This window comes from Stenotrophomonas sp. YJH_SMC_106-19 (assembly GCF_059368375.1).
This window is the reverse complement of sequence record NZ_JCAFRQ010000005.1, coordinates 93115-118888: the sequence shown is the minus strand read 5'-3', so window position 1 is coordinate 118888 and position 25774 is coordinate 93115. Positions and strand designations below refer to the sequence as shown.

20 protein-coding genes are annotated in these 25774 nt (G+C 68.8%); 11 read left to right on the top strand and 9 right to left on the bottom strand.

Annotation, left to right across the window (positions count from 1 at the left end):
- Position 1: 1 nt before the first annotated feature.
- The 6 genes from AC5P5M_RS14725 to AC5P5M_RS14700 all read right to left on the bottom strand — a co-directional run bounded on the left by AC5P5M_RS14725 (position 2) and on the right by AC5P5M_RS14700 (position 5210).
- On the bottom strand, positions 2–793 hold the full coding sequence (locus AC5P5M_RS14725; RefSeq protein ID WP_053519975.1) for a lysophospholipid acyltransferase family protein: 792 nt from the start codon (positions 791–793) through the stop codon (positions 2–4).
- Between the two features lie 120 nt (positions 794–913).
- Positions 914–1348 (bottom strand): hotdog fold thioesterase, encoded by a 435-nt coding sequence (locus tag AC5P5M_RS14720; RefSeq protein WP_053519976.1) that lies wholly within the window; start codon positions 1346–1348, stop codon positions 914–916.
- Positions 1349–1358: 10 nt separating this feature from the next.
- Positions 1359–3434: a phospholipase D family protein gene (locus AC5P5M_RS14715; protein WP_495206080.1), complete on the bottom strand. Its 2076-nt coding sequence runs from the start codon at positions 3432–3434 to the stop codon at positions 1359–1361.
- Positions 3431–4048 (bottom strand): YceI family protein, encoded by a 618-nt coding sequence (locus tag AC5P5M_RS14710; protein ID WP_164152954.1) that lies wholly within the window; start codon positions 4046–4048, stop codon positions 3431–3433. Before AC5P5M_RS14710 ends, AC5P5M_RS14715 begins: the two co-directional genes overlap by 4 nt.
- A 4-nt stretch (positions 4049–4052) precedes the next feature.
- Positions 4053–4529: a SixA phosphatase family protein gene (locus tag AC5P5M_RS14705; protein WP_065174130.1), complete on the bottom strand. Its 477-nt coding sequence runs from the start codon at positions 4527–4529 to the stop codon at positions 4053–4055.
- A gap of 51 nt (positions 4530–4580) precedes the next feature.
- Positions 4581–5210: a ParA family protein gene (locus tag AC5P5M_RS14700; RefSeq protein ID WP_053519980.1), complete on the bottom strand. Its 630-nt coding sequence runs from the start codon at positions 5208–5210 to the stop codon at positions 4581–4583.
- 123 nt (positions 5211–5333) lie between these two features.
- On the opposite strand from AC5P5M_RS14700, the gene AC5P5M_RS14695 reads away from it, so the two are divergent.
- On the top strand, positions 5334–6818 hold the full coding sequence (locus AC5P5M_RS14695) for an AAA family ATPase (RefSeq protein WP_065182079.1): 1485 nt from the start codon (positions 5334–5336) through the stop codon (positions 6816–6818).
- 72 nt (positions 6819–6890) lie between these two features.
- Here AC5P5M_RS14695 and AC5P5M_RS14690 read toward each other — a convergent pair whose 3' ends face one another.
- Positions 6891–7529, bottom strand: a complete 639-nt coding sequence (locus AC5P5M_RS14690; RefSeq protein ID WP_065182080.1) for a tetratricopeptide repeat protein — start codon at positions 7527–7529, stop codon at positions 6891–6893.
- 172 nt (positions 7530–7701) lie between these two features.
- Between AC5P5M_RS14690 and AC5P5M_RS14685 the strand changes: the two genes are divergently transcribed.
- Entirely contained in the window at positions 7702–11388 is a 3687-nt protein-coding gene (locus AC5P5M_RS14685) for an indolepyruvate ferredoxin oxidoreductase family protein (RefSeq protein ID WP_495206079.1), read from the top strand.
- A gap of 39 nt (positions 11389–11427) precedes the next feature.
- On the opposite strand, the gene AC5P5M_RS14680 is transcribed toward AC5P5M_RS14685, so the two are convergent.
- On the bottom strand, positions 11428–12042 hold the full coding sequence (locus tag AC5P5M_RS14680; protein WP_164152952.1) for a DUF938 domain-containing protein: 615 nt from the start codon (positions 12040–12042) through the stop codon (positions 11428–11430).
- 653 nt (positions 12043–12695) lie between these two features.
- Between AC5P5M_RS14680 and AC5P5M_RS14675 the strand changes: the two genes are divergently transcribed.
- Genes AC5P5M_RS14675 through AC5P5M_RS14635 form a run of 9 tightly spaced genes read left to right on the top strand, consistent with a single transcriptional unit; the run spans position 12696 to position 25078 of the window.
- Complete coding sequence (locus tag AC5P5M_RS14675; protein WP_065182083.1) at positions 12696–14327, top strand: TldD/PmbA family protein; 1632 nt, start codon at positions 12696–12698, stop codon at positions 14325–14327.
- Positions 14328–14355: 28 nt separating this feature from the next.
- The gene (locus tag AC5P5M_RS14670; protein ID WP_074902370.1) at positions 14356–15990 is read left to right on the top strand and encodes a TldD/PmbA family protein; all 1635 of its coding nucleotides are present in this window, start codon (positions 14356–14358) and stop codon (positions 15988–15990) included.
- A 21-nt stretch (positions 15991–16011) separates the two neighbouring features.
- Positions 16012–17346 carry a TldD/PmbA family protein gene (locus AC5P5M_RS14665; protein WP_053515946.1) on the top strand — a complete coding sequence of 445 codons (1335 nt, stop codon included), beginning with the start codon at positions 16012–16014 and terminating at the stop codon, positions 17344–17346.
- Complete coding sequence (locus AC5P5M_RS14660; RefSeq protein WP_065174125.1) at positions 17346–18053, top strand: DUF4159 domain-containing protein; 708 nt, start codon at positions 17346–17348, stop codon at positions 18051–18053. Before AC5P5M_RS14665 ends, AC5P5M_RS14660 begins: the two co-directional genes overlap by 1 nt.
- 13 nt (positions 18054–18066) lie before the next feature.
- Entirely contained in the window at positions 18067–19050 is a 984-nt protein-coding gene (locus AC5P5M_RS14655) for an AAA family ATPase (RefSeq protein WP_053515950.1), read from the top strand.
- A gap of 7 nt (positions 19051–19057) precedes the next feature.
- A complete protein-coding gene (locus AC5P5M_RS14650) occupies positions 19058–19951 on the top strand; it encodes a DUF58 domain-containing protein (protein WP_065174124.1) in 894 nt (297 codons plus the stop codon).
- Positions 19948–21075: a BatA domain-containing protein gene (locus tag AC5P5M_RS14645; protein WP_164151540.1), complete on the top strand. Its 1128-nt coding sequence runs from the start codon at positions 19948–19950 to the stop codon at positions 21073–21075. Before AC5P5M_RS14650 ends, AC5P5M_RS14645 begins: the two co-directional genes overlap by 4 nt.
- Positions 21072–23252 carry a hypothetical protein gene (locus AC5P5M_RS14640; protein ID WP_495206078.1) on the top strand — a complete coding sequence of 727 codons (2181 nt, stop codon included), beginning with the start codon at positions 21072–21074 and terminating at the stop codon, positions 23250–23252. Before AC5P5M_RS14645 ends, AC5P5M_RS14640 begins: the two co-directional genes overlap by 4 nt.
- The gene (locus AC5P5M_RS14635) at positions 23249–25078 is read left to right on the top strand and encodes a hypothetical protein (RefSeq protein WP_495206077.1); all 1830 of its coding nucleotides are present in this window, start codon (positions 23249–23251) and stop codon (positions 25076–25078) included. The genes AC5P5M_RS14640 and AC5P5M_RS14635 overlap by 4 nt, the downstream gene beginning before the upstream one ends.
- A gap of 18 nt (positions 25079–25096) precedes the next feature.
- Here AC5P5M_RS14635 and AC5P5M_RS14630 read toward each other — a convergent pair whose 3' ends face one another.
- Complete coding sequence (locus tag AC5P5M_RS14630) at positions 25097–25615, bottom strand: hypothetical protein (protein ID WP_495206076.1); 519 nt, start codon at positions 25613–25615, stop codon at positions 25097–25099.
- Positions 25616–25774 lie beyond the last annotated feature (159 nt).

The following is a 25774-nucleotide window of genomic DNA, read 5'->3' as shown; positions in this document are numbered from 1 at the left end:
CTCACTCCCCGCTCATGGCCGCCACGATGCGCGCGCGCGAGGTTTCCGCGATGCGCCGACGGCCTTCCAGGTCCTGGGCACCGATCGGTGCCAGGAAGTGCACTTCCGCACGTCGCGCCGGCTCACCGAGCAGGCGCAGGAAATTGGCGAAGAAACTCTCGCCCGGGCCGAAGGCCACGATCGTCTGCGCGTCGCCCTTCGTTCCGTACACCAGCGCCACCGGCTGCACCGGCACACCGGTCTCGACTGCCGCCTGGAAGATCCGGGCGTGGAACGGGCCCACTTCGTGGCCCCCGCGGGTGCGCCCCTCCGGGAACACGCCCACGGCCTTGCCTTCACGCAGGCGATCGGCCATCACCTGCATCACCCCACCGAGCGACTCGGTGTTGCCACGCTGGTGGAAGATGGTCTGGCCGCGCGCGGCCAGCCAGCCGACCACCGGCCAGCCGGCGATCTCGCGCTTGGCGACGAAGCCCATCATGCGCTGGCTGTGCAGGATGCTGATGTCGACCCAGCTGACGTGGTTGGCGACGAACAGCACCGCGCCGGGCAGCGGCTGGCCGAAGCGCACCAGGCGGAAACCGAAGATCCACATCAGGCCGCCCTGCCACGCGTTCACCACTTTGGCACCGAGACGGTCCTGGCCCACGCGCAGGTTCGCCCACGGCGCGAGCATGCCCAGCAGGGTGAGCGGCAGGAACACGAGGATGTGGACCAACAGCAGCGGTACGCGGTACAGGTAACGGCACACACGCGCCACGCCGCCGCGGGGGGCCGGAGTGGGGGAAGTCATCCGCGCACGATACCGGAGGGCTGCCGTCGCTGCCAGCTGGTTCAGGCCATAAATCCGCTTGATCGGGGCAATCGGCGGGGAACGCTGGGTTCCGCCGCTGTCGCGGGCCTGGCCGGGGGCTCAGCCGTGGCCGGCAGCCACCACGGCCAGGGTCAGCCGCGAGATGCACACCAGCCGGCCCTGCTCGTCCTCGATGCGGATCTCCCACAGCTGCGTGCTGCGACCCACGTGCAGCGCGCGTGCGGTACCGGTGACGGTGCCCGAACGCACCGCGCGCACGTGGTTGGCGTTGATCTCCAGGCCCACGCAGATCTGCTTGCCGGCCTCCACGCACAGATTCCCCGCGCTGCTGCCCAGGGTCTCGGCCAGCACCACCGATGCGCCGCCATGCAGGATTCCGTAGGGCTGGCGGGTGCGCTCGTCCACCGGCATGGTGGCCTGCAGCCAGTCTTCACCGGCAGCGCTGAAGACGATGCCCAGCGACGCGATGGCCGTGTTGCGGCTGAGCGCGTTGAGCTGCTCGAGGGATACGGCTTCGCGGAACACCTGGGTCATGCGGGCACCTTCAGAGGATGGGGACGAGGCCGGCGCCGAACGCGGTCAGCATGCGCACCAGCAGCCACTTCGGTCCGACGTTGACTTCAGGGAAGTCACCCACGGCGACGTAGCACTGGTGGAAGTCCGGGCTCTGCCGGGGCAGCGGCTGCGGGCAGTCCGGACCCGGCTTGAACTCGTAGTCGGTGGCGTAGCGCCACGGCCAGAAATCGAGGATCGGCAGCGCTTCGGACGCCTTGCCGACGCTGTAGTTGAGCCCGGACAGCACCGGCGGCTTGGCGCGTGGCGCGACCGTCCAGGAGTTCTGCGGGTGGATGTCGCGCAGGATGCTCTGCGCCAGCTGCTCGGCGAACACCGGATCGTCGATGATCACCGCACCTTCGGTGTTGTAGTTCTCGCTGCGCGGATCGAAGTTGTGGGTGCCGACCACGCCGATGCGGCGGTCGACCACCAGCGACTTCGCGTGCAACCCCATGCGCGCACCCTTGCGGGTCACAGGCAGCGGCTTGTTGACCGCCTTGCTGCCCAGGAACGAGGGCCGCGTCTCGGTGCGCAGCAGACGCGTTTCCACTTCACTGCCGGCGGCGCGGCGGCGCGCCCGCGCATTCTCGTAGGCGCTGCCGGTGCGGGGGCGGAAAACCGCCGGCGCTTCGTCGGCGCCAGTCGTGGTGGTGGCGGCGGCGTCGGTGGCGGTGGACGTACCGCCGCTGCGGGCATTGCTGCCAGCAGCGCTGCCGCCGATCAGCGGATTGCGTCCGCCACTGTCCTGGCCCGGCGGCGCCTCGATCGGGTCCGGCAGCAGGTTGCGGTAGTCGACCGGCGCATCGAGCGGGAACGGCTTGTATTCGAAGATGTTGAAGCCCAGCTCACGCATGTTGCGCCGCTTGTACTTGTACGACAGCGCGTAGACGATCGGGTTGTCGGTGGCCGCCAGGCTGTTGGTGGACACCAGCACGCGCGGCGGCTGCGGACGCTTGCGCAGATCGCGGAACAACGTCTGCGCGGGTTTGGACAGCACCAGGTACGGCGTCTGCAGGATCACTTCGTGCTGCGCGCTGGCGATCAGTGCGTCGAGCTGTGGCTCGGTGACGTGCTGGCTGGCCAGCGGCGCATCGACCTTTTCGCGCCGATGCTTTCGCGGCAGGTCGGCGACGTAGCGCACCGACGCCACCGGCAACGCGGTGTCGACGAAGGAGCGGGTGACGAAGTCCATGTCGTTGGCCTCCGCGCTGACCCGCTGCACCCGCTCGGGACGGCGGAAGGTGGCGGGCGGCAGGTTCGGCACGCCCTCGCGCAGCAGCGTGCGTCCGACGTCGTTCAGGCGTTCGGCCGGCACGCTGCGGCGGGCGCGCCAGAACGCATCGAAGTTGGCCGCCATCTCGCGCACTTCCGGGCCGGCGATCAATACGTCGCGATCGCGGAAGTTGTACTCGCGGTCCCAGTCGTAATAGTCGTCCTGGTAGTTGCGGCCGCCAACCACGCCGATTGCGTCATCAATCACCAGCAGCTTGTTGTGCATGCGCTGGTTGAAGCGGCGGAAACAGCACAGCACGCTGCCGGCATAGTCGAAGTAGTTCAGCCGCGCCTTGCCGAAGGTGGGGTTGTACACCCGCAGCTGGAAGTTCTCGTGGGCGCCGGACAGGGCGCCGAGAATCTGCAGGTCGGAGATGGCCGAGAGCTGGTCGATCAGCAGCCGCACCTTCACTCCCCGCTTCGAGGCGGCGAGCAGTTCATCGATGACCAGCCGGGCACTGTCGTCCTTGTCGAAGATATAGGTCTGCAGATCGATGCTGCGGGTGGCACTGCGCAACAGGTTCAGGCGCGCGACCAGTGCGCCCTCCCCCTCGTCCAGCAGGGTGGCGTAATGACGGGGACGGGTTTCGGTGGACTCGCTGAATGCGCGGCCGGCGAGCGCACGCAGCGGCGACTCCTGCGCGCAGCGGTCGGCACGCTGGCAGTCGACCTCGGTGGAACGCGCCTGCACGGCAATCGCTTCGGCACGGTCGCGCTCGGCGTGCGACAGCGACGCACAGCCACTGCCAAGCAACACCGTTGCCAGCGCCAGCACCCGCAGCAGCAGATTCACGGTTTCGGCGCCTCGCTCAGGCGCGCTCGCAATACGAAGGTCACTCGGTCACTCAAGGCAAGCTGCCAGCTGTCCATGCCATACCGGCCTCGTTGCACGGTACCGCGGCTGACGACGTCGCAATCATAGCCGGGTCGGGCGCACTGCGCCTTCTCGACCCGCAGCGATTCAGGATGGCTGACCCCGCGCAGGGTCAGACGGCCTTCGATGTCGCCGCCTTCGGCCACCGTGTCGGGCCAGTAGGGCAGCGAATCGAACTCCACCATGGGGTGCCGCCCGGCGTCGAAGAACTCCTCGCCCCGCATCCAGCCGGTGTAGCGGGCCTTGCCGGGAATCTCCACCGAACGGGTGAACATCTTCAGGTGCACCTGGTGGCGGCCGTCGGAGAGCACCTCGATGCGCCCCTCGAACTGCGGGAACACCCCCTCGATGCGCTGCCCGAAGCGGGTGCGTACTTCGAAGCCGATGCGCGAATGCTGGCTGTCGAGCAGCAGCACGCGGGGGCCATCGGCGCGCACCGGAGGCAACGTGGTTGGCTGGGGCACGCCCGCCCAGGCCGGGGCGAGTGCCAGCAGCAGGGGCAACAGGCAGCGGCCGGGCCACCGCAGGCTCATCGGCTCACGGCCACCAGAAGGCGTTCAGGCTGGCCACGCCCGGCTCGATCGCCGCTTCGCGCGGGAAGCCGAGCACCGCGATGCCGGCCGGCGGCATGCCGCGGTAATCGCTGCTGCTGCCTTCAGTCATCAGGGCCACCAGCCGTTCCAGGCCGGGGTTGTGGCCCACGACCAGCACGCGGTCGAGATCGCGGCGTTCATCCACCAGTGCCGCCAGGGTGCCCGGGGTGGCTTCGTAGATGCGGTCTTCCAGGCGCTTTTCGACATAGCCGATGGCCGCCATCACCGCTTCCAGGGTTTCGCGGGTCCGCCGCGCAGGCGAGCACAGCACGCAATCCGGCAGCAGCTTGTTCTCCTTCAGCCAGCGGCCGGCGGCTTCGGCTTCGGCAAGCCCGACCGGCGACAGGGGCCGGTCGAGGTCGGCCTGGCCCGGGGTGGCCGGTTCGGCGTGGGCATGGCGCAGCAGGATCAGTTCACGCATCGCGGATATCCATGGAATCGGGGAGTGGAGCAAGGGCCCAGGCGTGAACGGTCACAGCTTCAGCCAGGACAGCAGAGGTTCCCAGTCGGCCTGGTGCTCGCGCACCTGGGCGGAGCGATAGTCGAACAGGCTGCGGCCCAGGCCGGTCATGACCACGTAGCTCTGGCTGTCGCGCAGCTGTGCGACCACCGGGTACGGCCATTCGGCCAGCATCTGCAGCGCCTGCTGCGAGGTCTGGGTCCAGGGCTTGGTGCGGTTGAGCACCAGCCCCACCGGCAGCTTGCGGCTGTGCACGCGCGGCACCTGGGCCAGGCTGTTGAGGAAGCCGACGATGGCTTCGATGTCCAGCGCCGAGGGCAGCACCGGCACCACCACCGCATCGGCGGCATCAAGGAAATGGGGGATATCGTCGGCCAACGCGCCGGCAGGCGCATCGATGATGACGGTCTCGGTGCCATCGGGCAGCTTCTGGGCCCATTGCTTCTTCCGGTACACGTCGATCGGCAGCACCGCGCTTTCCAGGCCGGCGCGGCGCTGTGCCCAGCGGGTGCTGGAGCCCTGCGGGTCGGCATCGGCGATCACCGTGGCCTTGCCCTGCAATGCCGCGTACGCGGCCAGGTGGGTGGCGACGGTGGTCTTGCCCACCCCGCCCTTGGAACCGGCCACCAGGATCGTCTTCATGCCAGCCTCGCTTCCGGGTACGTGCCCCGAGCGTACACCGGCGATGGTGACGGGAGGTAGAGCCGCGCTGAACCTGTCGGCATCGGCTTTGCTATGGTGACGCCCCCGAAGGATCGAACCCGCATGAGCGAACTGCAGGACCTGAGCGCGCTGATCCGCGCCAATACCCCCCTGATCGTGGTGGAGACCCAGGACGAGGGCCGCATCGTCGAGTTGTTCCGGCAGACACTGATGCATGTATGGCGGGCCCTGCACCGCTGGTCGATCACCGAGGGCCTGCGCCGCATCGATCTGGACAGCGAGGATGCGCCGGTCGGACCGCCCGATGCCAGCGCGGCGCTGCAGATGATCCGCCAGGCCGACCAGCGCGGGGTGTACCTGCTGCTCGATTTCCATCCCTATCTGGGCTATGCCAGCCACCAGCGCGCGCTGCGCGACCTGATCCAGCGCCGCCACAGCGAACCCCATGTGCTGGTGCTGATCGGCGCCAAGGTCGAGCTGCCGGCCGAACTGGAAGCCCTGGCGGTGCGCTTCAACCCGCGCCTGCCCGACGCCAATGCGCTGCTGAAGATGCTGCGCGAAGAGGCCGATGCCTATGCACGCGAGCACGGTGGCCGCCGCGTGGAGGTCGACAGCGAGGCGGTGAAGAAGATCCTGAAGAACCTGCAGGGCCTGAGCCTGGTCGACGCCCGGCGCATCGCCCGGCAGCTCATCTACGCCGACGGTGCGCTGCGCGACGACGACCTGCCGCAGCTGGCGCGGCTGAAGTTCGAGCTGCTCAACCGCAGCGGCCACCTGTTCTTCGAGCATGACAGCGCGCGCTTCGGCGACGTGGCCGGAGCCAACCGGCTCAAGCGCTGGATCAACCAGCGCCGTGTCGCCTTCATCGCCGGCTCGGCACCGGCAGGGCTGGATCCGCCGCGCGGCATGCTGTTGCTGGGCGTGCAGGGCTGCGGCAAGTCGATGCTGGCCAAGGCCACCGCCGCCGGGTTCGGCGTACCGCTGCTTCGCCTGGACGTGGGCGCGCTGTACAACAAGTACCACGGCGAGACCGAGTCCAACCTGCGCCAGGCCCTGGCCTCGGCCGAGCAGCTGGCGCCCTGCGTGCTGTGGATGGACGAGATCGAGAAGGGCCTGGCCAGTGGTGGCGACGACGGTGGGGTATCGCGCCGCGTGCTTGGCTACCTGCTGACCTGGATGGCCGAACGCAAGGCGCCGGTGTTCATCGTCGCTACCGCCAACCAGGTGCATGAGCTGCCCGCGGAGCTGCTGCGCAAGGGACGCTTCGACGAGATCTTCTTCGTCGACCTGCCCTCGCCCGAGGTGCGGGTGGAACTGCTGCGCCTGCACCTGGGGCGACGCCAGCTCACTGCGGACGACTTCGCGCTGCCGGCGCTTGCCGCAGCGTCCAACGGGTTCTCCGGTGCGGAGATCGAGCAGGCCATCGTGGCCGGGCTGTATGCGGCCCATGCCGAGAACCGGCCGCTGGATACCGAAACGCTGATGGGCGAGATCCGGGCGACAAGGCCCTTGTCGGTGCTGATGGCCGAGCAGGTGGCGGCGTTGCGCGAGTGGGCGTCCGGTCGCACGGTGTCTGCGGACGACTGAGCGGTCTGCCACCCGCGGCGCAGGTTGTTGCCCTCTGCAGGTGCCGGGTGCACCCCGGCACCACACCTGCCCTCAGGGCCAGGCCGGCGGCGCGGCAGCCCAGGCCTGCTGTACTTCGGCCAGCGACGCGCGCTCGTCCTCGCGCCACTGCGGCAGCAGCTGCGCGTAGCGGCTGCTGTCGCTCCACTGCGACGGTTCGGTGCGCACGGCAGCGGCGTACCACTGCACTGCCTGCTCCTTCTGCCCCAGGCGCCACAGTGCCAACGCGTAGCTTGGCGGCAACCAGCTCGGCTTGCTGAGCGTACTGCCGGCGGCGGCCTGCCACTGCTCCAGCGCGGCCTCCGGCTGCCCCTGCCGCAGCAGGTCCCAACCATAGTTCCAGCGTACGCCGCGACCGACGCTGCTCTGCACCGGGGCATCCTTCAATGCTTCGCGGTACAGCTGCTCGCCAAGTTCGGTACGGCCCTGCGCGATCGCCACCGAGGCCAGCTGCACGGTCGCTTCCACCACGCGCCGGCCACGCTCGCGCTGCTTGAGCAGCTGCGCCACCAGAGCATCGCCCTGCGACTGCTGCACCACCACCATCGGCGCAGCCGCGGCATCGTTGTCGAAATAGAACTCCTGTGGCGCCGGCAATACCGGCGCCGCCCACGCGGAGGCCGCCCCCGAGACCAGCAGGATGCCGGTCAGGATCTTTACTGCCACTGACATTCCTTCTTCCCCCGGGCTGCGACCGCAGCCCCTCTCTCTCCTCCTGATCCTAACCGCAGCATGGCCGCCGGCGCGAGTGCCGGGGCCTGCGCGGCCTCACTGCTACAATTCGCGCCTTCCCCGTCGCGTGCCTGCACGCGGCCGGTGCCAGCCGATCCTGACCGGGCCAGCCATGACCAGTACCGCGCAACTCACCTCGCCCTCTTCCGCCGACCTGATCGACCGTGATTACACGCTCGATCACAAGTACACCCGCAACGAGGGACGGATCTACCTGAGCGGGGTGCAGGCGCTGGTGCGGCTGCCGCTGATGCAGCGGCTGCGGGATGCCGCCGAAGGCATCGACAGCGCGGGGTTCATCAGCGGCTACCGCGGCAGCCCCCTGGGCGGCTTCGATCTGGAGCTGTGGCGCGCCCGCACGCACCTGGAGGCCGCGCGGGTGAAGTTCACCCCGGGCCTGAACGAGGACCTGGGCGCCACCATGGTCTGGGGCACCCAGCAGACCAACCTGTTCCCCGGCGCCAACGTACAGGGCGTGTTCGGCATGTGGTACGGCAAGGGCCCGGGCGTGGACCGCTGCGGCGACGTCTTCAAGCACGCCAATGCGGCAGGCACGTCCCGTCATGGCGGCGTGCTGGCGCTGGCGGCCGATGACCATGCCTGCCGCAGCTCCACCCTGCCGCACGGCAGCGAGGATGAATTCGTCAGCGCGATGATGCCGGTGCTGAATCCGGCGGGCGTGCAGGACATTCTCGACATGGGCCTGCTCGGCTGGGCGATGAGCCGGTATACCGGGCGCTGGGTCGGCTTCAAGACCATCGCCGAGACGGTGGAATCGTCGGCATCGGTCGACGTGGATCCGCTGGCGCGTCGCATCGTGCTGCCGGACGACTTCCCGATGCCGGCCGGCGGCCTCAACATCCGTTGGCCGGACCCGCCGCTGGACCAGGAGATGCGCCTGCACCGCTATGCCGTGAAGGCCGCGCAGGCCTTCGCCCGCGCCAACGGCATCGACCGGGTGGTGATGGACGCGCCGCGTGCACGGCTGGGCATCGTCACCACCGGCAAGAGCTACCTGGATGTGCTGCAGGCACTGGAGTACCTGGGCCTGGACGAGGCCGCCTGCGCCGACATCGGCATCCGCGTCTACAAGGTCGGCATGACCTGGCCGCTGGAGCCGGAAGGCATCGCCCGCTTCGCGCAGGGCCTGGACGACATCATCGTGGTGGAGGAGAAGCGCGCCTTCATCGAGCGGCAGATGAAGGAGCAGTTCTTCAACTGGCCGGCCGGCTGGGGCCCGCGCCCGTCCATCGTCGGCAAGTACGACGAAGCCGGTGAATGGATCCTGCCGTCCACCGGCGAGCTGACCCCGGCCACCATCGCCGGCGTGATCGGCCGGCGCATCCAGCGGTTCTTCAACAACGAGTCGATCGAACAGCGCCTGCAGTGGATGCAGCAGAAGGAGGCCGAGCTCGCGTTGCCGCGCGCCAGCTTCCCGCGCGTACCGCACTACTGCTCGGGCTGCCCGCACAACACCTCCACCACGGTGCCGGACGGTTCACGTGCGTTGGCCGGCATCGGTTGCCATTACATGGTGACCTGGATGGACCGCAGCACCGACACGTTCACCCACATGGGTGGCGAAGGCGTGACCTGGGCAGGGCAGGCGCCGTTCACCGATACCCCGCACGTGTTCCAGAATCTGGGCGACGGCACCTATTTCCACAGCGGCTCGCTGGCGATCCGCCAGGCGATCGCGGCCGGCGTCAACATCACCTACAAGATCCTCTACAACGATGCGGTGGCGATGACCGGTGGCCAGCCGGTGGATGGCCCGCTCAGCGTGCCGGATATCGCCCGGCAGATGCGCGCCGAAGGCATCCACACCATCGTGGTGCTGTCCGACGACATCGCCAAGTGGACCCGCCAGCGCGAGCATTTCCCCAGTGACGTCGAGTTCCACGACCGCAGCGCGCTGGACGAGGTGCAGAAGCGCCTGCGCGAGGTGAAGGGGGTCTCGATCCTGATCTACGAACAGACCTGCGCCACCGAGAAGCGGCGGCGCCGCAAGCGCGGCAAGCTGGAAGATCCGGCCAAGCGCGTGATGATCAACTCGCTGGTCTGCGAGGGCTGCGGCGACTGTGGCAAGAAGAGCTTCTGCGTATCGGTGCTGCCGAAGGAAACCGAGTTCGGGCGCAAGCGCGAGATCGACCAGTCCAACTGCAACAAGGACTACTCGTGCGTGAATGGCTTCTGCCCGAGTTTCGTCACGGTGCATGGCGGGAAGCCGCGAAAGGGCAGCCGGCGCGATGCATCGTCCCTGCTGGACAACCTGCCGGCGCCGACGGTGCGCGGCAGCCTGGAGCAGCCCTGGAACATCCTCATCACCGGCGTGGGCGGTACCGGCGTGGTCACCATCGGCGCGTTGCTGGGCATGGCCGGCCACCTGGAGGGCAAGGGCGCCACGGTGCTCGACCAGACCGGCCTGGCGCAGAAGGGCGGCGCGGTGACCACCCACATCCGCATCGCACGCCGGCCGGAGGACATCCACGCCGTGCGCATCGCCGCCGGTGAGGCCGACCTCGTACTGGGCTGCGACATGGTGGTGGTCAACGATTACTGGGCACTGTCGAAGGTGCGCGCAGGCCGCTCGCAGGTCGTGCTCAACACCTACGAAGCGATGCCGGGCACGTTCACCACCCGTCCCGACATGCAGTTCCCGGCGGCCGACATCATCGCCGGCGTGCGCGTGGCGCTGGGCGGCGATGAGCCGCTGCTGCTCGATGCCACCCAGCTGGCCACGGCGCTGCTGGGCGATGCGATCGCCGCGAACCTGTTCATCCTCGGCTACGCCTGGCAGCAGGGCCTGGTGCCGCTGTCGTTCGAATCGCTGATGCGTGCCATCGAGCTCAACGGCGCGGCGGTGGCGATGAACCAGCAGGCCTTCGCCTGGGGCCGGCTGGCGGCGATCGATCCGCAGGCCGTGCAGGAGGCCGCCGGCCTGGTGCGCAACCGCCATACCGATACCGAATCCACGCCCGGCCCGCTGCATCCGCTGCCACCGGGCGAGTGGGAAGGCAACGAGTGGGGTGCCACCGCTGCGCCACGCAACACCGGCGACGAACGCGAACTGCGTGGCCTGCCCTCGCATGGCGGCGAGGTTGCCTTCCTGCCGCTGGACGACGCGCGCCTGTCGCGCTCGCTGGATGAAATGATCGAACGCCGCGCCGCGTTCCTGGTCGACTACCAGGACGCCGCCTACGCCGATCGCTACCGCAGCGTGGTCGAACGCGTGCGCGCCGCCGAACGCGAGCGCATCGGCGGCTCGACCGCGCTGACCGAGACCGTGGCCCGCTATCTGTTCAAGCTGATGGCCTACAAGGACGAATACGAAGTCGCCCGCCTTTACACCAGCGGTGATTTCCAGCGCCGGCTGCAGCAGCAGTTCGAGGGTGACTACCAGCTGCGCTTCCATCTGGCGCCGCCGCTGTTCGCGAAGAAGGATGAACAGGGCCGGCTGCAGAAGAAGGAGTACGGTCCGTGGATGTTCAAGGCGTTCGGCCTGCTGGCGAAGCTGAAGTTCCTGCGGGGCGGTGCCTTCGATGTGTTCGGCCGCACTGCCGAGCGCCGCATGGAGCGCAAGCTGATCGGCGACTACGAAGCCACCGTGCAGCTGCTGCTGGACGGGCTGGATGACGGTCGCCTGGCGTTGGCCGTGGAGATCGCCAGCATCCCCGAGCACATCCGCGGCTTCGGCCACGTCAAGGAAGCGCATGTGGAGAGCGCCAAGGCGCGGGAAGCTGCGCTGCTGGCGCAGTGGCGCAACCCGAAGGCGCTGCATATCGTGCAGGTGGCTTGAGCCGGAGGAGCACCGGCCACCGTCAGCCGCGGCGGTTGCCTAGCCCAACCGCCACACCAACAGGCGGTTGTTGGCCGGCATCCCCACATCGCGCAGGCGGGTGAAGCCGCTTTCCGCGGCCAGCGCCTGCACGGCCTCCGCATCGCGGACGCCGCTGCGCGGATCCCGCGCCTTCAGCCACTCATCGAACCGCGCATTGCTGTCACTGGTGTAGCGGCCGCCGTAGTTGAAGGGGCCATACACCGCCAGCAGTGCGCCATGTCGCAGCACCGACGGCAACGCGGCAAACAGCGCCTGCACGTGCTCCCAGCTCATGATGTGCAGCGTATTGGCACTGAATGCGGCGTCGAACAGACTGCCCTCGGGCACCGGCAGCCCTGCTGCCGGTGGCAGTTCCACCTGCAGCGCCACCGGCGGCAGCAGGTTCAGCAGTGCCGCCTCGGCGCGCCACGCCTCGATACCCGGCAGATGGTCCGGGTGGTCGCTGGGCTGCCAGCGCAGCCAGGGCCAGCGTTCGGCGAAGAACACGGCGTGCTGGCCGGTGCCGCTGCCGATCTCCAGTACCCGGTGGCGGTCGCCCATCCACGGATCGAGCGCGGCAGCGATCGGTTCGCGGTTGCGTTCGCAGGCTTCTGAATACGGCTTGCTCGACATCGGGACGGCATCCGGACGGGGTCGGGCCATTGTGCACGAGGGAGGGTGTCCGGCAGGGCTGCGCCCTGCACCCACCGAAGCAACATCAACGTCAAAAGCGGGCATTCCGTGGGATGGCGGGGCACTGTGGGTTTGCGGGGACGCCGTAAACCCGTCCATGGGGGCTTGGTCGCCGCATCCATGCGGCTCACACCCCGCAAACCCACAGCGCCCCGCCTTCGACAGTTGGCCGCGATCTGTCGGAAATACTCTTGGGGTCAGATCCGTTTTCCGCAGGAGAACGGATCTGACCCCGGAATTTGATTCGATATCCAACAGCTTTCATCCACGCATGGCGTGGATCTGCTGGCCACCGGCCAACTGTCGAAGGCGGGGTGGGTCCGGTTGCGGGGGCGTGAGCGCCATGGATGGCGCGACCGAGGCTACAGGGACGTATTCACGCCGTCCCCCGCAACCGGACCCACCCCGCCATCCCACGGAATGCCCGCTTTTGACGTTGACGTTGATTCCAGCAGGTGCAGGGCGGCAAGCCCTGCCGCGCCCCACCCATGACTGCAGTCACTTGTGCTGATTGCCCTCCGCTGGCGAAAGTCGAGCAGTTGACGTGATCGGCTTGGCCCGTTGCCGGCCGCACGCGAGTGAGAGAGAGCGCTGTGCAACGACGTGAGTTCCTGGCTTTATCCGGTCTGGGCATGGCCGGCCTGCTGCTGCCGCACGCGCGGTTGATCGCCGCCGAGCAGCTGCTCGAACCGGGCGACATGGCCCGCAGGAAGGTGCTGGCCGAGGCCGCGCTGGCCGCTGCCAAGCGGGCCGGGGCGACCTACTGCGATGTGCGCATCGGCCGCTACCTCAACCAGGCCGTGATCACCCGCGAGGCGCGGGTGCAGAACGTCACCAACAGCGAGTCGTCCGGCATCGGCATCCGGGTCATCGTCAACGGTGCATGGGGCTTCGCCGCCACCCGCGAGCAGACCCCCGCCGCGGTCCTGGCCGCCGTCGGGCAGGCCGCCGCCATCGCACGCGCCAACGCCCCCCTGCAGAGCCGGCCGGTGCAGCTGGCACCGGTCACCGGCGTCGGCGATGTGAGCTGGAAGACCCCGATCCGCAAGAACGCGATGGCGGTGCCGATCCAGGACAAGGTCGACCTGCTGCTGAGCCTGAATGCGGCGGCGATGAACGCCGGTGCCGACTACATCAATTCCACCCTGTTCCTGGTCAACGAACAGAAGTACTTCGCCTCCAGCGACGGCTCGTTCATCGATCAGGACATCCATCGCATCTGGCTGCCCTTCACGGCCACCGCCATCGACAAGGCCACCGGCAAGTTCCGCACCCGCGCCGGTCTGTCCTCGCCGATGGGCATGGGCTACGAGTTCCTCGATGGCGACGCGCGCGGCAAGGTGCAGCTGCCCGGCGGCATCACCGCCTACCGCGACTCCTACGATCCGGTTGAAGATGCGATCGCAGCGGCGCGGCATGCGCGCGAGAAGCTGAAGGCGCCGTCGGTGAAGCCCGGCAAGTACGATCTGGTACTGGATCCCTCCAACCTGTTCCTGACCATCCACGAGAACGTCGGCCATCCGTTGGAGCTGGACCGCGTGCTGGGCTACGAGGCCAACTACGCCGGCACCAGCTTCGCCACCCTGGACAAGCGCGATGCTGGCTTCCGCTGGGGCAGCGACATCGTCAACTTCTTTGCCGACAAGACCCAGCCGGGCAGCCTCGGTGCCGTCGGCTATGACGACGAGGGCGTCAAGACGCTGCGCTGGGACCTGGTCCGCGACGGCATCCTGGTCGATTACCAGGCCACGCGCGATGAGGCACACATCCTCGGCCGCGATGCGTCGCATGGCTGCAGCTACGCCGATTCCTGGTCCAGCGTGCAGTTCCAGCGCATGGCCAATGTCTCACTGGCGCCGGGCAAGCAGCCACTGAGCGTGGAGGACATGATCAAGGACGTGGAGAACGGCATCTACATCCACGGCCGTGGTTCCTATTCCATCGACCAGCAGCGCTACAACGCGCAGTTCGGCGGCCAGCTGTACTACCAGATCAAGGACGGAAAGATCGCCGGCATGGTCGAGGACGCGGCCTACCAGATCCGCACGCCGGAGTTCTGGAACGCCTGTACGGCCATCTGCGACGAACGCGACTTCCGCCTTGGCGGCTCGTTCTTCGACGGCAAGGGCCAGCCGGGCCAGGTCTCGGCGGTGTCGCACGGTTCGTCCACCACCCGCTTCAACGGCATCAACATCATCAACACCGCGCGCAGTCTCGGCGCTTGAGCCACCCCATCGTTCATGGAGAGCAGCCTTGCACAGACGTGACTTCCTGGCCCTGACCGGGCTTACCGCGGGCGGCCTGATCGTGCCGTCCTTCTTCGGCAAAGTGATCGCCGCCGAGCAGCTGCAGTCCAGCCTTGACCCCGCGCTGAAGAAGCGCCTGGCCGACGCTGCCCTGCAGGCCGCCCGCAGTGCCGGCGCCACCTACTGCGACGTGCGCATCGGCCGCTATCTGCGGCAGTTCGTGATCACCCGCGAAGACAAGGTGCAGAACGTGGTGAACACCGAGTCCACCGGTGTGGGCATCCGCGTGATCGTCAACGGTGCCTGGGGCTTCGCCGCCACCAACGCATTGGGTACTGCCGACGTGGCCAGGGCCGCCCAGCAGGCTGCGGCCATCGCCAAGGCCAACGCAGGCGTGCAGAGCGCGCCGGTGCAGCTGGCCAGCACGCCCGGCGTGGGCGAGGTCAGCTGGCGCACGCCGATCCGCAAGAATGCGATGGAGGTGCCGATCAAGGAGAAGGTCGACCTGCTGCTGGACGTCAATGCCGCAGCGATCGGCGCCGGTGCCAGCTTCGTCAATTCGATGCTGTTCCTGGTCAATGAACAGAAGTACTTCGCATCCACCGATGGCTCCTACATCGACCAGGACGTGCACCGCATCTGGGCGCCGATGACCGTCACCGCCATCGACAAGACCAGTGGCAAGTTCCGCACCCGCGAAGGCCTGTCTGCGCCGATGGGCCTGGGCTACGAGTATCTGGACGGCGCCGCCGCCGGCAAGGTCGTCAGCCCCAACGGCGTGGTCAACTACAGTTCCTCCTACGACATGAAGGAGGACGCCATCGCGGCCGCCAAGCAGGCGCAGGAGAAACTGAAGGCGCCGTCGGTGAAGCCGGGCAAGTACGACCTGGTACTGGACCCGTCGCACACCTGGCTGACCATCCACGAGTCGATCGGCCATCCGCTGGAGCTGGACCGCGTGCTCGGCTACGAGGCCAACTACGCCGGCACCAGCTTCGCCACCCTGGACAAGCGCGAGCAGCGCTTCCAGTACGGCAGCGAGCTGGTGAACGTGTTCGCCGACAAGACCCAGCCGGGCAGCCTCGGCGCGGTCGCGTACGACGATGAAGGCGTGAAGTGCAAGCGCTGGGACCTGATCAGCAACGGCAAGCTGGTCGACTACCAGACCATCCGCGACCAGGCCCACATCCTCGGCAAGACCGAATCCGATGGCTGCTGCTATGCCGACTCGTGGTCCAGCGTGCAGTTCCAGCGCATGGCCAACGTGTCGATGGCACCGGGAAAGACGCCGCTGAGCGTGCCGGACCTGATCAAAGACGTGGAGAACGGCATCTACATCATCGGCGACGGCTCGTTCTCGATCGACCAGCAGCGCTACAACGCCCAGTTCGGCGGCCAGCTGTTCTACGAGATCAAGAACGGCCAGATCACCCGCATGCTGGAGGACGTGGCCTACCAGATCCGCACGCCGGAGTTCTGGAACGCCTGCACCGCCGTGGCCGACGAACGCGATTACCGCCTGGGCGGCTCGTTCTTCGACGGCAAGGGCCAGCCGGGCCAGGTCTCGGCGGTTTCGCACGGCTCGTCGACCGCACGCTTCAACGGCATCAATGTCATCAACACCGCACGCAGCCTCGGCTGACCGGTCAGGAGCCCTTACACCATGAGTATCTTCACCGAAGCCCAGGCCAAGGCCATCCTCGACAAGGTCATCGCCCTGTCCAAGGCCGATGAATGCACCGCCGTGCTGGCGGGATCGATCGCCGGCAACATTCGTTTCGCCCTGAACAACGTTTCCACCAGCGGCATCGTGGACAACACCGAGCTTGCCGTTACCGTGGCCTTCGGCAAGCGCGTAGGCACCGCCTCGATCAACGAGTTCGACGACGCCGCACTGGAACGCGTGGTGCGCCGCGCCGAGGATCTGGCCCGCCTGGCACCGGAGAACCCGGAGTTCATGCCCGCCATCGGCAAGCAGACCTACCGGCCGAGCCCGACCTTCAGCGAGTCCACCGCCGCCATCGATCCGGCGTTCCGCGCCAAGGTGGCCGCCGATTCGATCGCGCCCTGCCGGGGCAACGGACTGATTGCCGCCGGCTTCCTTGAAGATGGCCAGGGCTTCTACGCCACTGCCAACAGCAACGGCAACTTCGGTTACCAGCGCACCACCAACTTCGACTACACCTGCACCGTGCGTACCGAGGACGGCCGCGGATCGGGCTGGGTCGGCCGCAACCTGAAGGACGCGGCGGACTTCAAGGCCGACCAGGATGTCCGCATCGCCATGCGCAAGGCCACCGAATCGGCCGAAGCCAAGGCGCTGGAGCCGGGCAAGTACACGGTCATCCTGGAGCCGGCCGCGGCCGCAGGCCTGATCAGCTTCATGATGAATTTCTTCAGTGCGCGCTCGGCCGACGAAGGCCGCAGCTTCCTGTCGAAGAAGGGCGGCGGCAACAAGCTCGGTGAGCAGGTCTACGACCCACGCGTGAACATGTATGCCGATCCGTGGCACCCGGAAGCGCCGGTGCTGCCGTGGGACAACGAGGGCATGCCGCGCGAGCGCCTGGCCATCATCGAGAACGGCAAGGTGGCCAACCTGGACTACTCGCGCTTCTGGGCGCAGAAGCAGGGCAAGACCGCCAAGGCCACGCCGGGCAACCTGCTGATGAGCGGTGGCGAGAAGAGCACCGCCGAGCTGGTGCGTGGCACCCAGAAGGGCATCCTGGTCACCCGCACCTGGTACATCCGCATGGTCGATCCGCAGACCGTGCTGCTGACCGGCCTGACCCGTGACGGCACCTTCTACATCGAGAACGGCCAGATCAAGCACCCGGTGAAGAACTTCCGCTTCAACGAATCGCCGGTGATCATGCTCAACAACATCGAAGAGCTGGGCAAGCCGGTGCGCGTGGCCGGCGACGAGTCGAGCTTCGTGATGATGATCCCGCCGATGAAGCTGCGCGATTTCACCTTCACCTCGTTGTCCGACGCCGTCTGATGGATCGCCGGGCCTGCCTGCGCTGGTTGGCTGCTGCCGCTTCGGCGGCCGCGCTTCCGGCCTGGGCACAGGCAGGCCCGCGCAGTTCGCGCTACGACTTCTGGTTCACCCGCCTGCAGTACGACTCGGGCGACTGGGACGTGGACGCGCGCATGCCGTCCAACCTGATCACTTCGCTGATCGACTACACCTCGCTGCGCGTGGACCCGCAGGAACACGTGGTGGCACTGGCCGACCCACGCATGCTGGAAGCGCCCTTCTGCTACCTGGCCGGGCACACGCTGGTGGAATTCAACGCGGCCGAGCGGCAGAACTTCGTGCGCTACGTGCGCAACGGAGGCTTCGTCTTCGTCGATGACTGCAACCATGACATCGATGGCCTGTTCGCAACCTCCTTCGAGGCGCAGATGGGCCGCCTGTTCGGGCCCAGGGCGCTGCAGAAGCTGCCCAACAGCCACGCGCTGTACCGCAGCTTCTTCCGCTTCCCCGATGGACCACCGGCCACCAGCTTCGAGTTGAACGGCTGGGGCGACGATCTGGTGCACGACTATCTGAAGGGCATCGAGGTCGATGGCCGCCTGGGCGTGCTGTACAGCAACAAGGATTATGGCTGCGAGTGGGATTACGACTGGCGCAACAAGCGCTTCCTGGCCGAGGACAACACGCGCTTCGGCGTCAACATCGTGATGTACGCATTGAACAATTGAGTGAGAGCCCCCCATGACCCGCCCTGATCTCGATTCCCTGCTGCCGCGCCTGCACGATCTGCGCGCCGCCCTGGCCCGTGCCGTGGTCGGCCAGCACACGGTGGTCGAGCAGCTGCTGATCGGACTGCTGGCCGGCGGCCACTGCCTGCTGGAAGGCGCGCCCGGCCTGGGCAAGACCCTGCTGGTGCGTTCGCTGGGGCAGGCGCTGGAGCTGCAGTTCCGACGCGTGCAGTTCACGCCGGACCTGATGCCCAGCGACATTCTGGGTACCGAGCTGCTGGAGGAAGACCACGGCACCGGCCATCGTCATTTCCGCTTCCAGCAGGGGCCGGTCTTCACCAATCTGCTGCTGGCGGATGAGCTCAACCGCACGCCGCCCAAGACCCAGGCCGCGCTGCTGGAAGCCATGCAGGAACGCACCGTCAGCTATGCCGGCACCACCTATGCGCTGCCCGCGCCGTTCTTCGTGCTGGCCACGCAGAATCCGATCGAACAGGCCGGTACCTATCCGCTGCCGGAGGCCCAGCTGGACCGCTTCCTGCTGCACGTCCTGGTCGATTACCCCAGCGAGGCCGAGGAGCGCCAGATCCTGGAACAGACCACCGGCGGTGCCGGCGAGGCGGTACCGAAGGTGATGGACGCCGCTGCGGTCATCGCCCTGCAGGCGGCAGTGCGCCAGGTGCACGTCAGCCCCGATGTGCTGGCCTGGATCACGCGGCTGGTGCGTGCCAGCCGACCCGGGCCGGAAGCGCCCGCGGCGATCAACCAGTGGGTGAAGTGGGGTGCGGGACCACGCGCCGGGCAATCGCTGGTGCTCGCGGCCAAGGCGCGCGCGTTGCTGCAGGGCCGCTTCGCCGCCACCCGCGAGGACGTGCAGGCCCTGGCTGCACCGGTGATGCGCCACCGCCTGCTGCTGTCGTTCGCCGCCGAAGCCGAACAGAAGCGTGCCGACGACGTGGTCGCCGCTCTGCTGCACGCCGTGCCGTTCCCCGGGTGATCCACGCGTGAGTGCTGGCACGCTGGTCCTGCCTCCCGAACTGCGAGCGCGCCTGCGCGCGCTGCGGTTGCGGCCACGTCTGGCCAGCGGCGCGAGCGGCATCGGCCAGCACGCGAGCCGCAGTCGTGGCGCCGGCCTGGAATTCGCCCAGTACCGCGCCTACGAACCCGGCGATGAACTGCGCCAGATCGACTGGAAACTGTACGCGCGCTCGGACCGCTTCTTCGTGCGCGAGTCGGAGCGCGAAAGCCCGATCACGGTATGGCTGCTGCTCGATGCCACCGCATCGGCCGGCCAGTCCGACCGTGGCGCGCCGGCACGCAGCCGCCTGGATCACATGCGCATGCTGGCCGCCTGTGTCTGCGAGCTGGCACTGCAGCAGGGCGATCATTTCGGCCTGCTGACCGTCACCGGCGACGGCCTGCAGCTGGTACCCGCAGCGCAGGGCGCACGCCAGCGCGACCGCGTGCACCTGCAACTGCATGCCCTGCAGCCACGAGGCGGCTGGCCCGCCCGTGACACGCTGCGCCCGCTGTGGGAGCGCGTTCGCCCGGGCGACCTGCTGCTGGCCATCGGCGATGGCTTTGATGACGCCGGCATCGTGCTGCTGGAGCAGCTGGCCAGTGCACGCCGCGAGGTACTGCTGCTGCAGGTGCTGACCGCCGACGAGCGCGACTTCCCGTTCGATGCCGGCCATCGGTTCCGCGACCCTGAAACCGGCGAGGAACTGCTCGGCGATGGCGCGGCGATCCGCGCCGACTACCTGCAGCGTTTCACCGCTGCACACACAGCACTGCACCTGCGGCTGCAGGCCAGTGGCATCGCCAGTGCCACCGGCTGGCTCGATCAACCGGTGGACCAGCCGCTGCAGGCGCTGTTCGGCCGCGGGGGCGGCGCGTGAGCCTGCTGTTTCCGCTCGGGCTGGCCGCACTGGCGGCGTGGCTGCTGCCGCTGCTGATCCATCTCGCGCGTCGCCATCCCTACACGCCGCTGGACTTCGCCGCGCTGCGCTGGCTGCGTGCACGGATCCGCCCGCGCCAGCGCGTCCGCTTCGATGACTGGCCGCTGCTGCTGGTGCGGTTGCTGCTGCTTGCCGCGCTGGCCGTGCTGCTGGCGCGGCCGGCATTGACCGGACCGGCGCCGGCTACCGGCGCATGGACGGTCGTCGCACCCGGTCTGGATGCGACCGCGCTGCATGCCGGCGCTCCTGCCGACGACGACAACTGGCGCTGGCTTGCGCCCGGATTCCCCACCATCGACCAGCCACCACCAGCCACGGATGTGGCCCTGCCCAGCCTGCTGCGCGAACTGGATGCGCAGCTGCCGACCGGCACCGCGCTGACCGTGCACGTGCCTGATCCGCTGCCCGGCCTCGACGGCATGCGCCTGCAGCTCTCGCGGGCGGTGCAATGGCAGACACATCCCCGTGCGACCGCCGCAACGGCCGCGCCCACCCCGCTGCCGCAACTGCGCATGCACGCTGATGCCCCGGCCGCGGCACAGCGCTGGCTGGCTGCGCTGCAGCGCGCATGGGGCACCCGATCACCCGCGCCCGTCCTGCCTGCGGATGCGCTGCCCGCTCCGGGCGAAGTCGGTGTCTGGAGCCGCGCCGATGCGCTGCCCGCTCACTGGCAGGCATGGCTGCAGGCCGGTGGCAGCGTGCTGACCGCCGCCCGGCCGGCAGCGGATGCACGCGCGCTGCTGCGCGACGCCGAGGGCGCGACGCTGCTGTGGCAGCAGCGCGTTGGCCACGGCCGCCTGCTGTTCCTGCCCGGCGAATGGAACGCCGCAGGCAATGCCGCGCTGCGCGATGCCCGCCTGCCGCACACCCTGCTGCAGGCGTTGCAACCCGCGCCACCTCCGCGCTCAGGCGATGCGCAGGATCACGCACCGCGCCAGGTCGCCCTGCCGGCTGCCACGCCTGCCGTGCGTGAGCCCACCGCCTGGCTGCTGCTGGCCATCGTGCTGTTGTTCGCGCTGGAGCGCTGGATGGCCAGCAACGCGCGGCGGAGGCTACCGGCATGACGATGCTGCAACGCGCCTGGCAGCGCGCACGGCGCCGCAGCGGCGCCATCACTCTGCTGCTGGGACTGCCGTGGGCGCTGGCCACGACCACACTTGCACTGCGCCTGGGCGGTTTCGATATCGCCTGCATCGTTGCGACGGCCACTCTGCTCGCCTGCACGGTGCTGGCCACGGTCCGCGCCCGCCGCTTGGATCGCCGCTGGGTGCAGCGCCGGCTTGACGGCAGCGGGGCCAGCGAAGACAGCGCCGACCTGCTGTTCGCCGATCCTGCCGCACTCAATCCGCTGCAGCAGCGCCAGCGCGCACACGTGCAGGCCAGGCTCGAACGCGCCATGCCGGAACTGCGTCCGCACTGGCCGCGCGGCGCGTTGCTGCTGTGCTGGGTCGGGGGGATCGCCGTCGCACTGCTTGCGTTGGGCTGGCCACGGTCCGGTCCGTCCATGCCGGGCGTGTCCTCGTCGCGCCCCGCTGCCCCGGCAGTTGCGGGCCCGTTGCAGCTGCAGTCCACCCGCCTGCGCATCGAGGCTCCGGCCTATACGGGTCAACCACCCCGTAACCAGAACGCACTCGATGCCAAGGTCGCCGCCGACAGCCGCCTGTCCTGGTCGCTGCGCTTTGATCGTGCGCCCCGCAGCGCATGGCTGCAGTTCCACGATGGCCGGCGCGTGCCGCTGAGCGAGCGCGACGGCCACTGGCAGGCGCAGGATGTGGCCCGTGCACCGGTGCTGTACCGCGTGGTCAGCGAACCGGCACTGGCCACGACACGCCTGTACCGCCTGGACGTGGTGGCGGACCGTGCCCCGACCGTACGCGTGCTGGAGCCCGCTGCCAGCCTGGTACTGGGCACGCCCGGGCAGCGCCAGTGGGCACTGCGCTTCGAGGCCAGCGACGATCACGGCGTGGCCACGCAGGCCCGCCTGTCGATCACCCTTACCCAGGGCAGCGGCGAGAACATCACCTTCGTCCAGCGCAGCGTGACGCTCACCGGCAGTGGCGAAGCAACGGCGCGACGGTTCGCTCACACGCTGGATCTGGGCGCACTGGGAGCGCAGCCCGGCAACGATGTGATCGCCCAGCTGGAAGTGCGCGACAACCATGCCCCGACACCCCAGACCGGCCGCAGCAGCAGCGTGATCCTGCGCCTGCCCAGCAGCGAGGCGGTACTGGGCGCCGAGCTGGAAGGCCGCATCAAGAAGACCCTGCCGGCCTACTTCCGCAGCCAACGGCAGATCATCCTCGATGCGGAGGCGCTGATCCGCCAGCGGCGCAGCCTGGCCGCCGATGACTTCGTCAAGCGCAGCGACGCCATCGGCGTCGACCAGCGCATCCTGCGCCTGCGCTACGGCCAGTTCCTTGGCGAAGAGAGCGAAGGCGCACCAAAGCCGCCGCCAACCAGCGACCTGCCGACCAGTGACACCCCCACCGCAGACGATCACGACGACGATCACGACCATGATCACGACCACGCGGCGCAGCCGCAGGCCGGCGACCACGACGCGCATGGCCACGACCACGGCGGCAACGCAGGCAACGCCGAGACGCCACCGGTGTTCGGCAGCGCCACGGACGTGCTGACCGAGTATGGCCACACGCACGACCACGCCGAGGCGGCGACCCTGCTCGATCCGCAGACCCGCGCGACGTTGAAAGCGGCACTCGACCAGATGTGGGCCTCCGAAGGCGAGCTGCGCCAGGGACGCCCGGAGCAGGCGCTGCCGTACGCCTACAAGGCACTGGGATTCATCAAGCAGGTCCAGCAGGCCGAACGCATCTACCTGGCCCGCGTCGGCCCGGAACTGCCGCCCATCGATGAGGGCCGGCGCCTGGGCGGTGACCGCGCCGGGCTGGCCAGCCGACAGCTGCCACTGACGGCACGCACGGCACCGGACCCGGCCATCGTCGAGGCCTGGCAGCGACTGGGCGACGGCGACGGCACGCCGGATCTGGACGCGCTGGCGGGCTGGCAGCAGCGCAATGCGACCTACCTGCCCGACGCGCTCGACCTGGCGGCCGCCATCGAACAGTTGCGCATCGAGCCAGGCTGTGCCGACTGCCGGCAGCGCCTGCGGTCACAGCTGTGGAGGGCGCTGCAGCGCCCCGTGCCGCAGGCCACACGCCGCAGCGCGGCCGATGCGATGGGGCAGCGATACCTGGATGCACTGGAGGCGCAGCCATGAATCTGTCGGCACCGGCTCTGTGGGTCGCGCTCGTCCTGGTGCTGATCGTACTCGTCGCCAGCGCGCGCCAGCTGCGCGCACCGGTGCGACCGCGTGGCCCGCTGTTGGCCGTGCTCGGCCTGCAGGTCATCGCCGCTGCACTGCTGTACGCATGCCTGCTGCCGCCCGCACGGCAGCAGCCCGCTGCGGGCCTGGTGGTGCTGGGTGCCGATGCCGGAAGGGCCAGCGCGCAGCCGGCAAGCGAGGGACCGCTCCTCCTGTTGCCCGAAGCCGCCCAGGTGCCGGGTGCGAAGCGTGTGCCGGACCTGGCGACGGCGCTGCGCCAGCATCCCTCGACGCGGCTGACCCTGGTCGGCGCCGGCCTGGAGGCACGCGACCGCGACGCCACGCTGCCCGCGCAGGTCCATTGGCAGGCACCGCCCGCCCCTCGCGGCTGGACCGCGCTGCAGCTGCCCGCGGATGTCGCCCCTGGCGCTCGCTTCGACGTGCAGGCGCAGGCCCGCGGCGTCCCCCGCGCACAGGCTGAGCTGCTGGACCCGGCTGACACCGTGATCGACCGCGCCCCGCTGGCCGAGGACGGACGGGTACGACTGAGTGGCGTGGCCCGTGCCGAAGGCCGCAGCGTGTTCCGCCTGCGCCTGCTGGATGGCGAAGGCCATGTCGTCGATACCGTTCCGGTACCCCAGCAGACCCTCCCGGCCACGCGGGTCCGCCTGCAGATCCGCGCCGGCACGCCGGGACCCGAACTGAAATACCTGCGACGCTGGGCCACCGATGCCGGCATCGACGTGCAGATGCAGGCCGACACCGGCGCCGGCCTCAGCATCAGCCAAGGTCAGGTCGGTCTGGACGCGGCATCATTGGCGCGCACCGACCTGCTGCTGCTGGACGAGCGCAGCCTGGCCACGCTGGGGAGTGGCCAGCTCGCAGCGGTGCGCCAGGCCATGCACGAGGGCCTGGGTGTGCTGGTCCGCAGTGCCGGCGTGCCATCGGCCGGAGCGCGGCAACGCCTGCGCGAGCTCGGCCTGCCCGTGCAGGGCGATGGCGCCAGCCGGAGCGTCACGCTGCCCGGCGATGGTGACAGCGCGATGCTGGCAGCCCGACGCGGTCCGCTGGCGTCGGGCACGCTGCCTACCCGCGATGGCGAAGAGGCTGATCGCGATTCGCATGCCGCCGCGCTGCCCACCCTGGAACAGCTTGCGCTGCAGGTGCCCGCCACCACCGCACTGCTGCACGACCGCAGCGGCGCTGCCATCGGAGGCTGGCGCGATGCCGGCAAGGGTCGCATCGGCCTGCTGCCGCTGACCGACACGTGGCGCTGGGTGCTGGCCGGCCGCGACGATCGCCATGGCGAGCTGTGGAGCGATGTGGTCGGCACCCTGGCGCGCGCGCAGGGCGGCAGCACCGCGCCGTGGTCGCCGCAGCCGATCGCGTGGGCCGGGGAACGACAGGCCCTGTGCGATGTGCAGGCGCCGTTGCAGGTGTTCGACACACGGGGCGCGTCGGTGGCGCTGATCGTGGACGGCGGCACCGGCAGCGCACGCTGTGCCGGCTGGTGGCCACGCGAGGCCGGTTGGCACCGGCTGCAGCAGGGCGAGCGCTCCTACTGGCGCTATGTGTTCGACAGGACGGATGCGGCGGCGCTGCACCGGCAGGGAATGATCGATGCGACGGCGCAGGCCCTGGCCACCTCCGCACCGGTCAAGGCACAGGCGACACAGCCCGTGCCGGGATCACGCTGGCCATGGTGGCTGGCCTTCGTGCTGTGTGCGTCGCTGCTGTGGTGGCTGGAACGGCGGCCGCCCGGCGTTGCCCGTACGGCATAGCTTCCCCCCATCCTTCGCTCACTTCAGCGGCGGTGCACCACCGCAACCCTCCTGCTGCGCACAGAACTGCAGCGCGCGACGCTGCTGTTCCGCGCTCAGTTCCGGCGGTGGCCGGGCGATGGCGGACTGGATCTGATCCGGCCCCCCGGTGATCTTGTTCAAGCGCTTGCCCGCCGCCAGCAAGCCCTTGACCACGCCCATCATCACGTAGCCGCCGGCCATGCTCACCTGCTCGGGCGTCGGCGGTTCACTCCAGTTGCGGCTGAAGCGGTTGTTCTCGATCTTCACCGGGTTCCTGAAGCGGTACAGATCCAGTGGCTGATCGTCTTCAGGCTTCAGCGCGCGCACTTCACCGAGGGTGGTGACGTTGCCCTGCGCGGGCGTGCCCTCGGTGGTCGCGACAGGCTCCGGTGGTGCGGCGACGGTCTGCCCGGGTTCGGGCACCGCCGATATGGGTGATGGCGCCTGCTGCGCCTGCGCGGTACCGGCCAGCACTAGGCCGGCCAGAAGTGCTCCCTGCGTTGCTCGTCGTGCCACCCCTACCGCCCCTGTTGGTTGCGTCCTTCGCCTGAGGATACGGATGGCGGCTTCAGATTTCGTTGGAACGGCGCGCGCTGTTCAGCCCGCGCTGAAGTGGACTGCACGTCCGCGCCCGCGAGGTGCACGTGTCATTTGTTCGAGGCGGGCCAGCCCGTT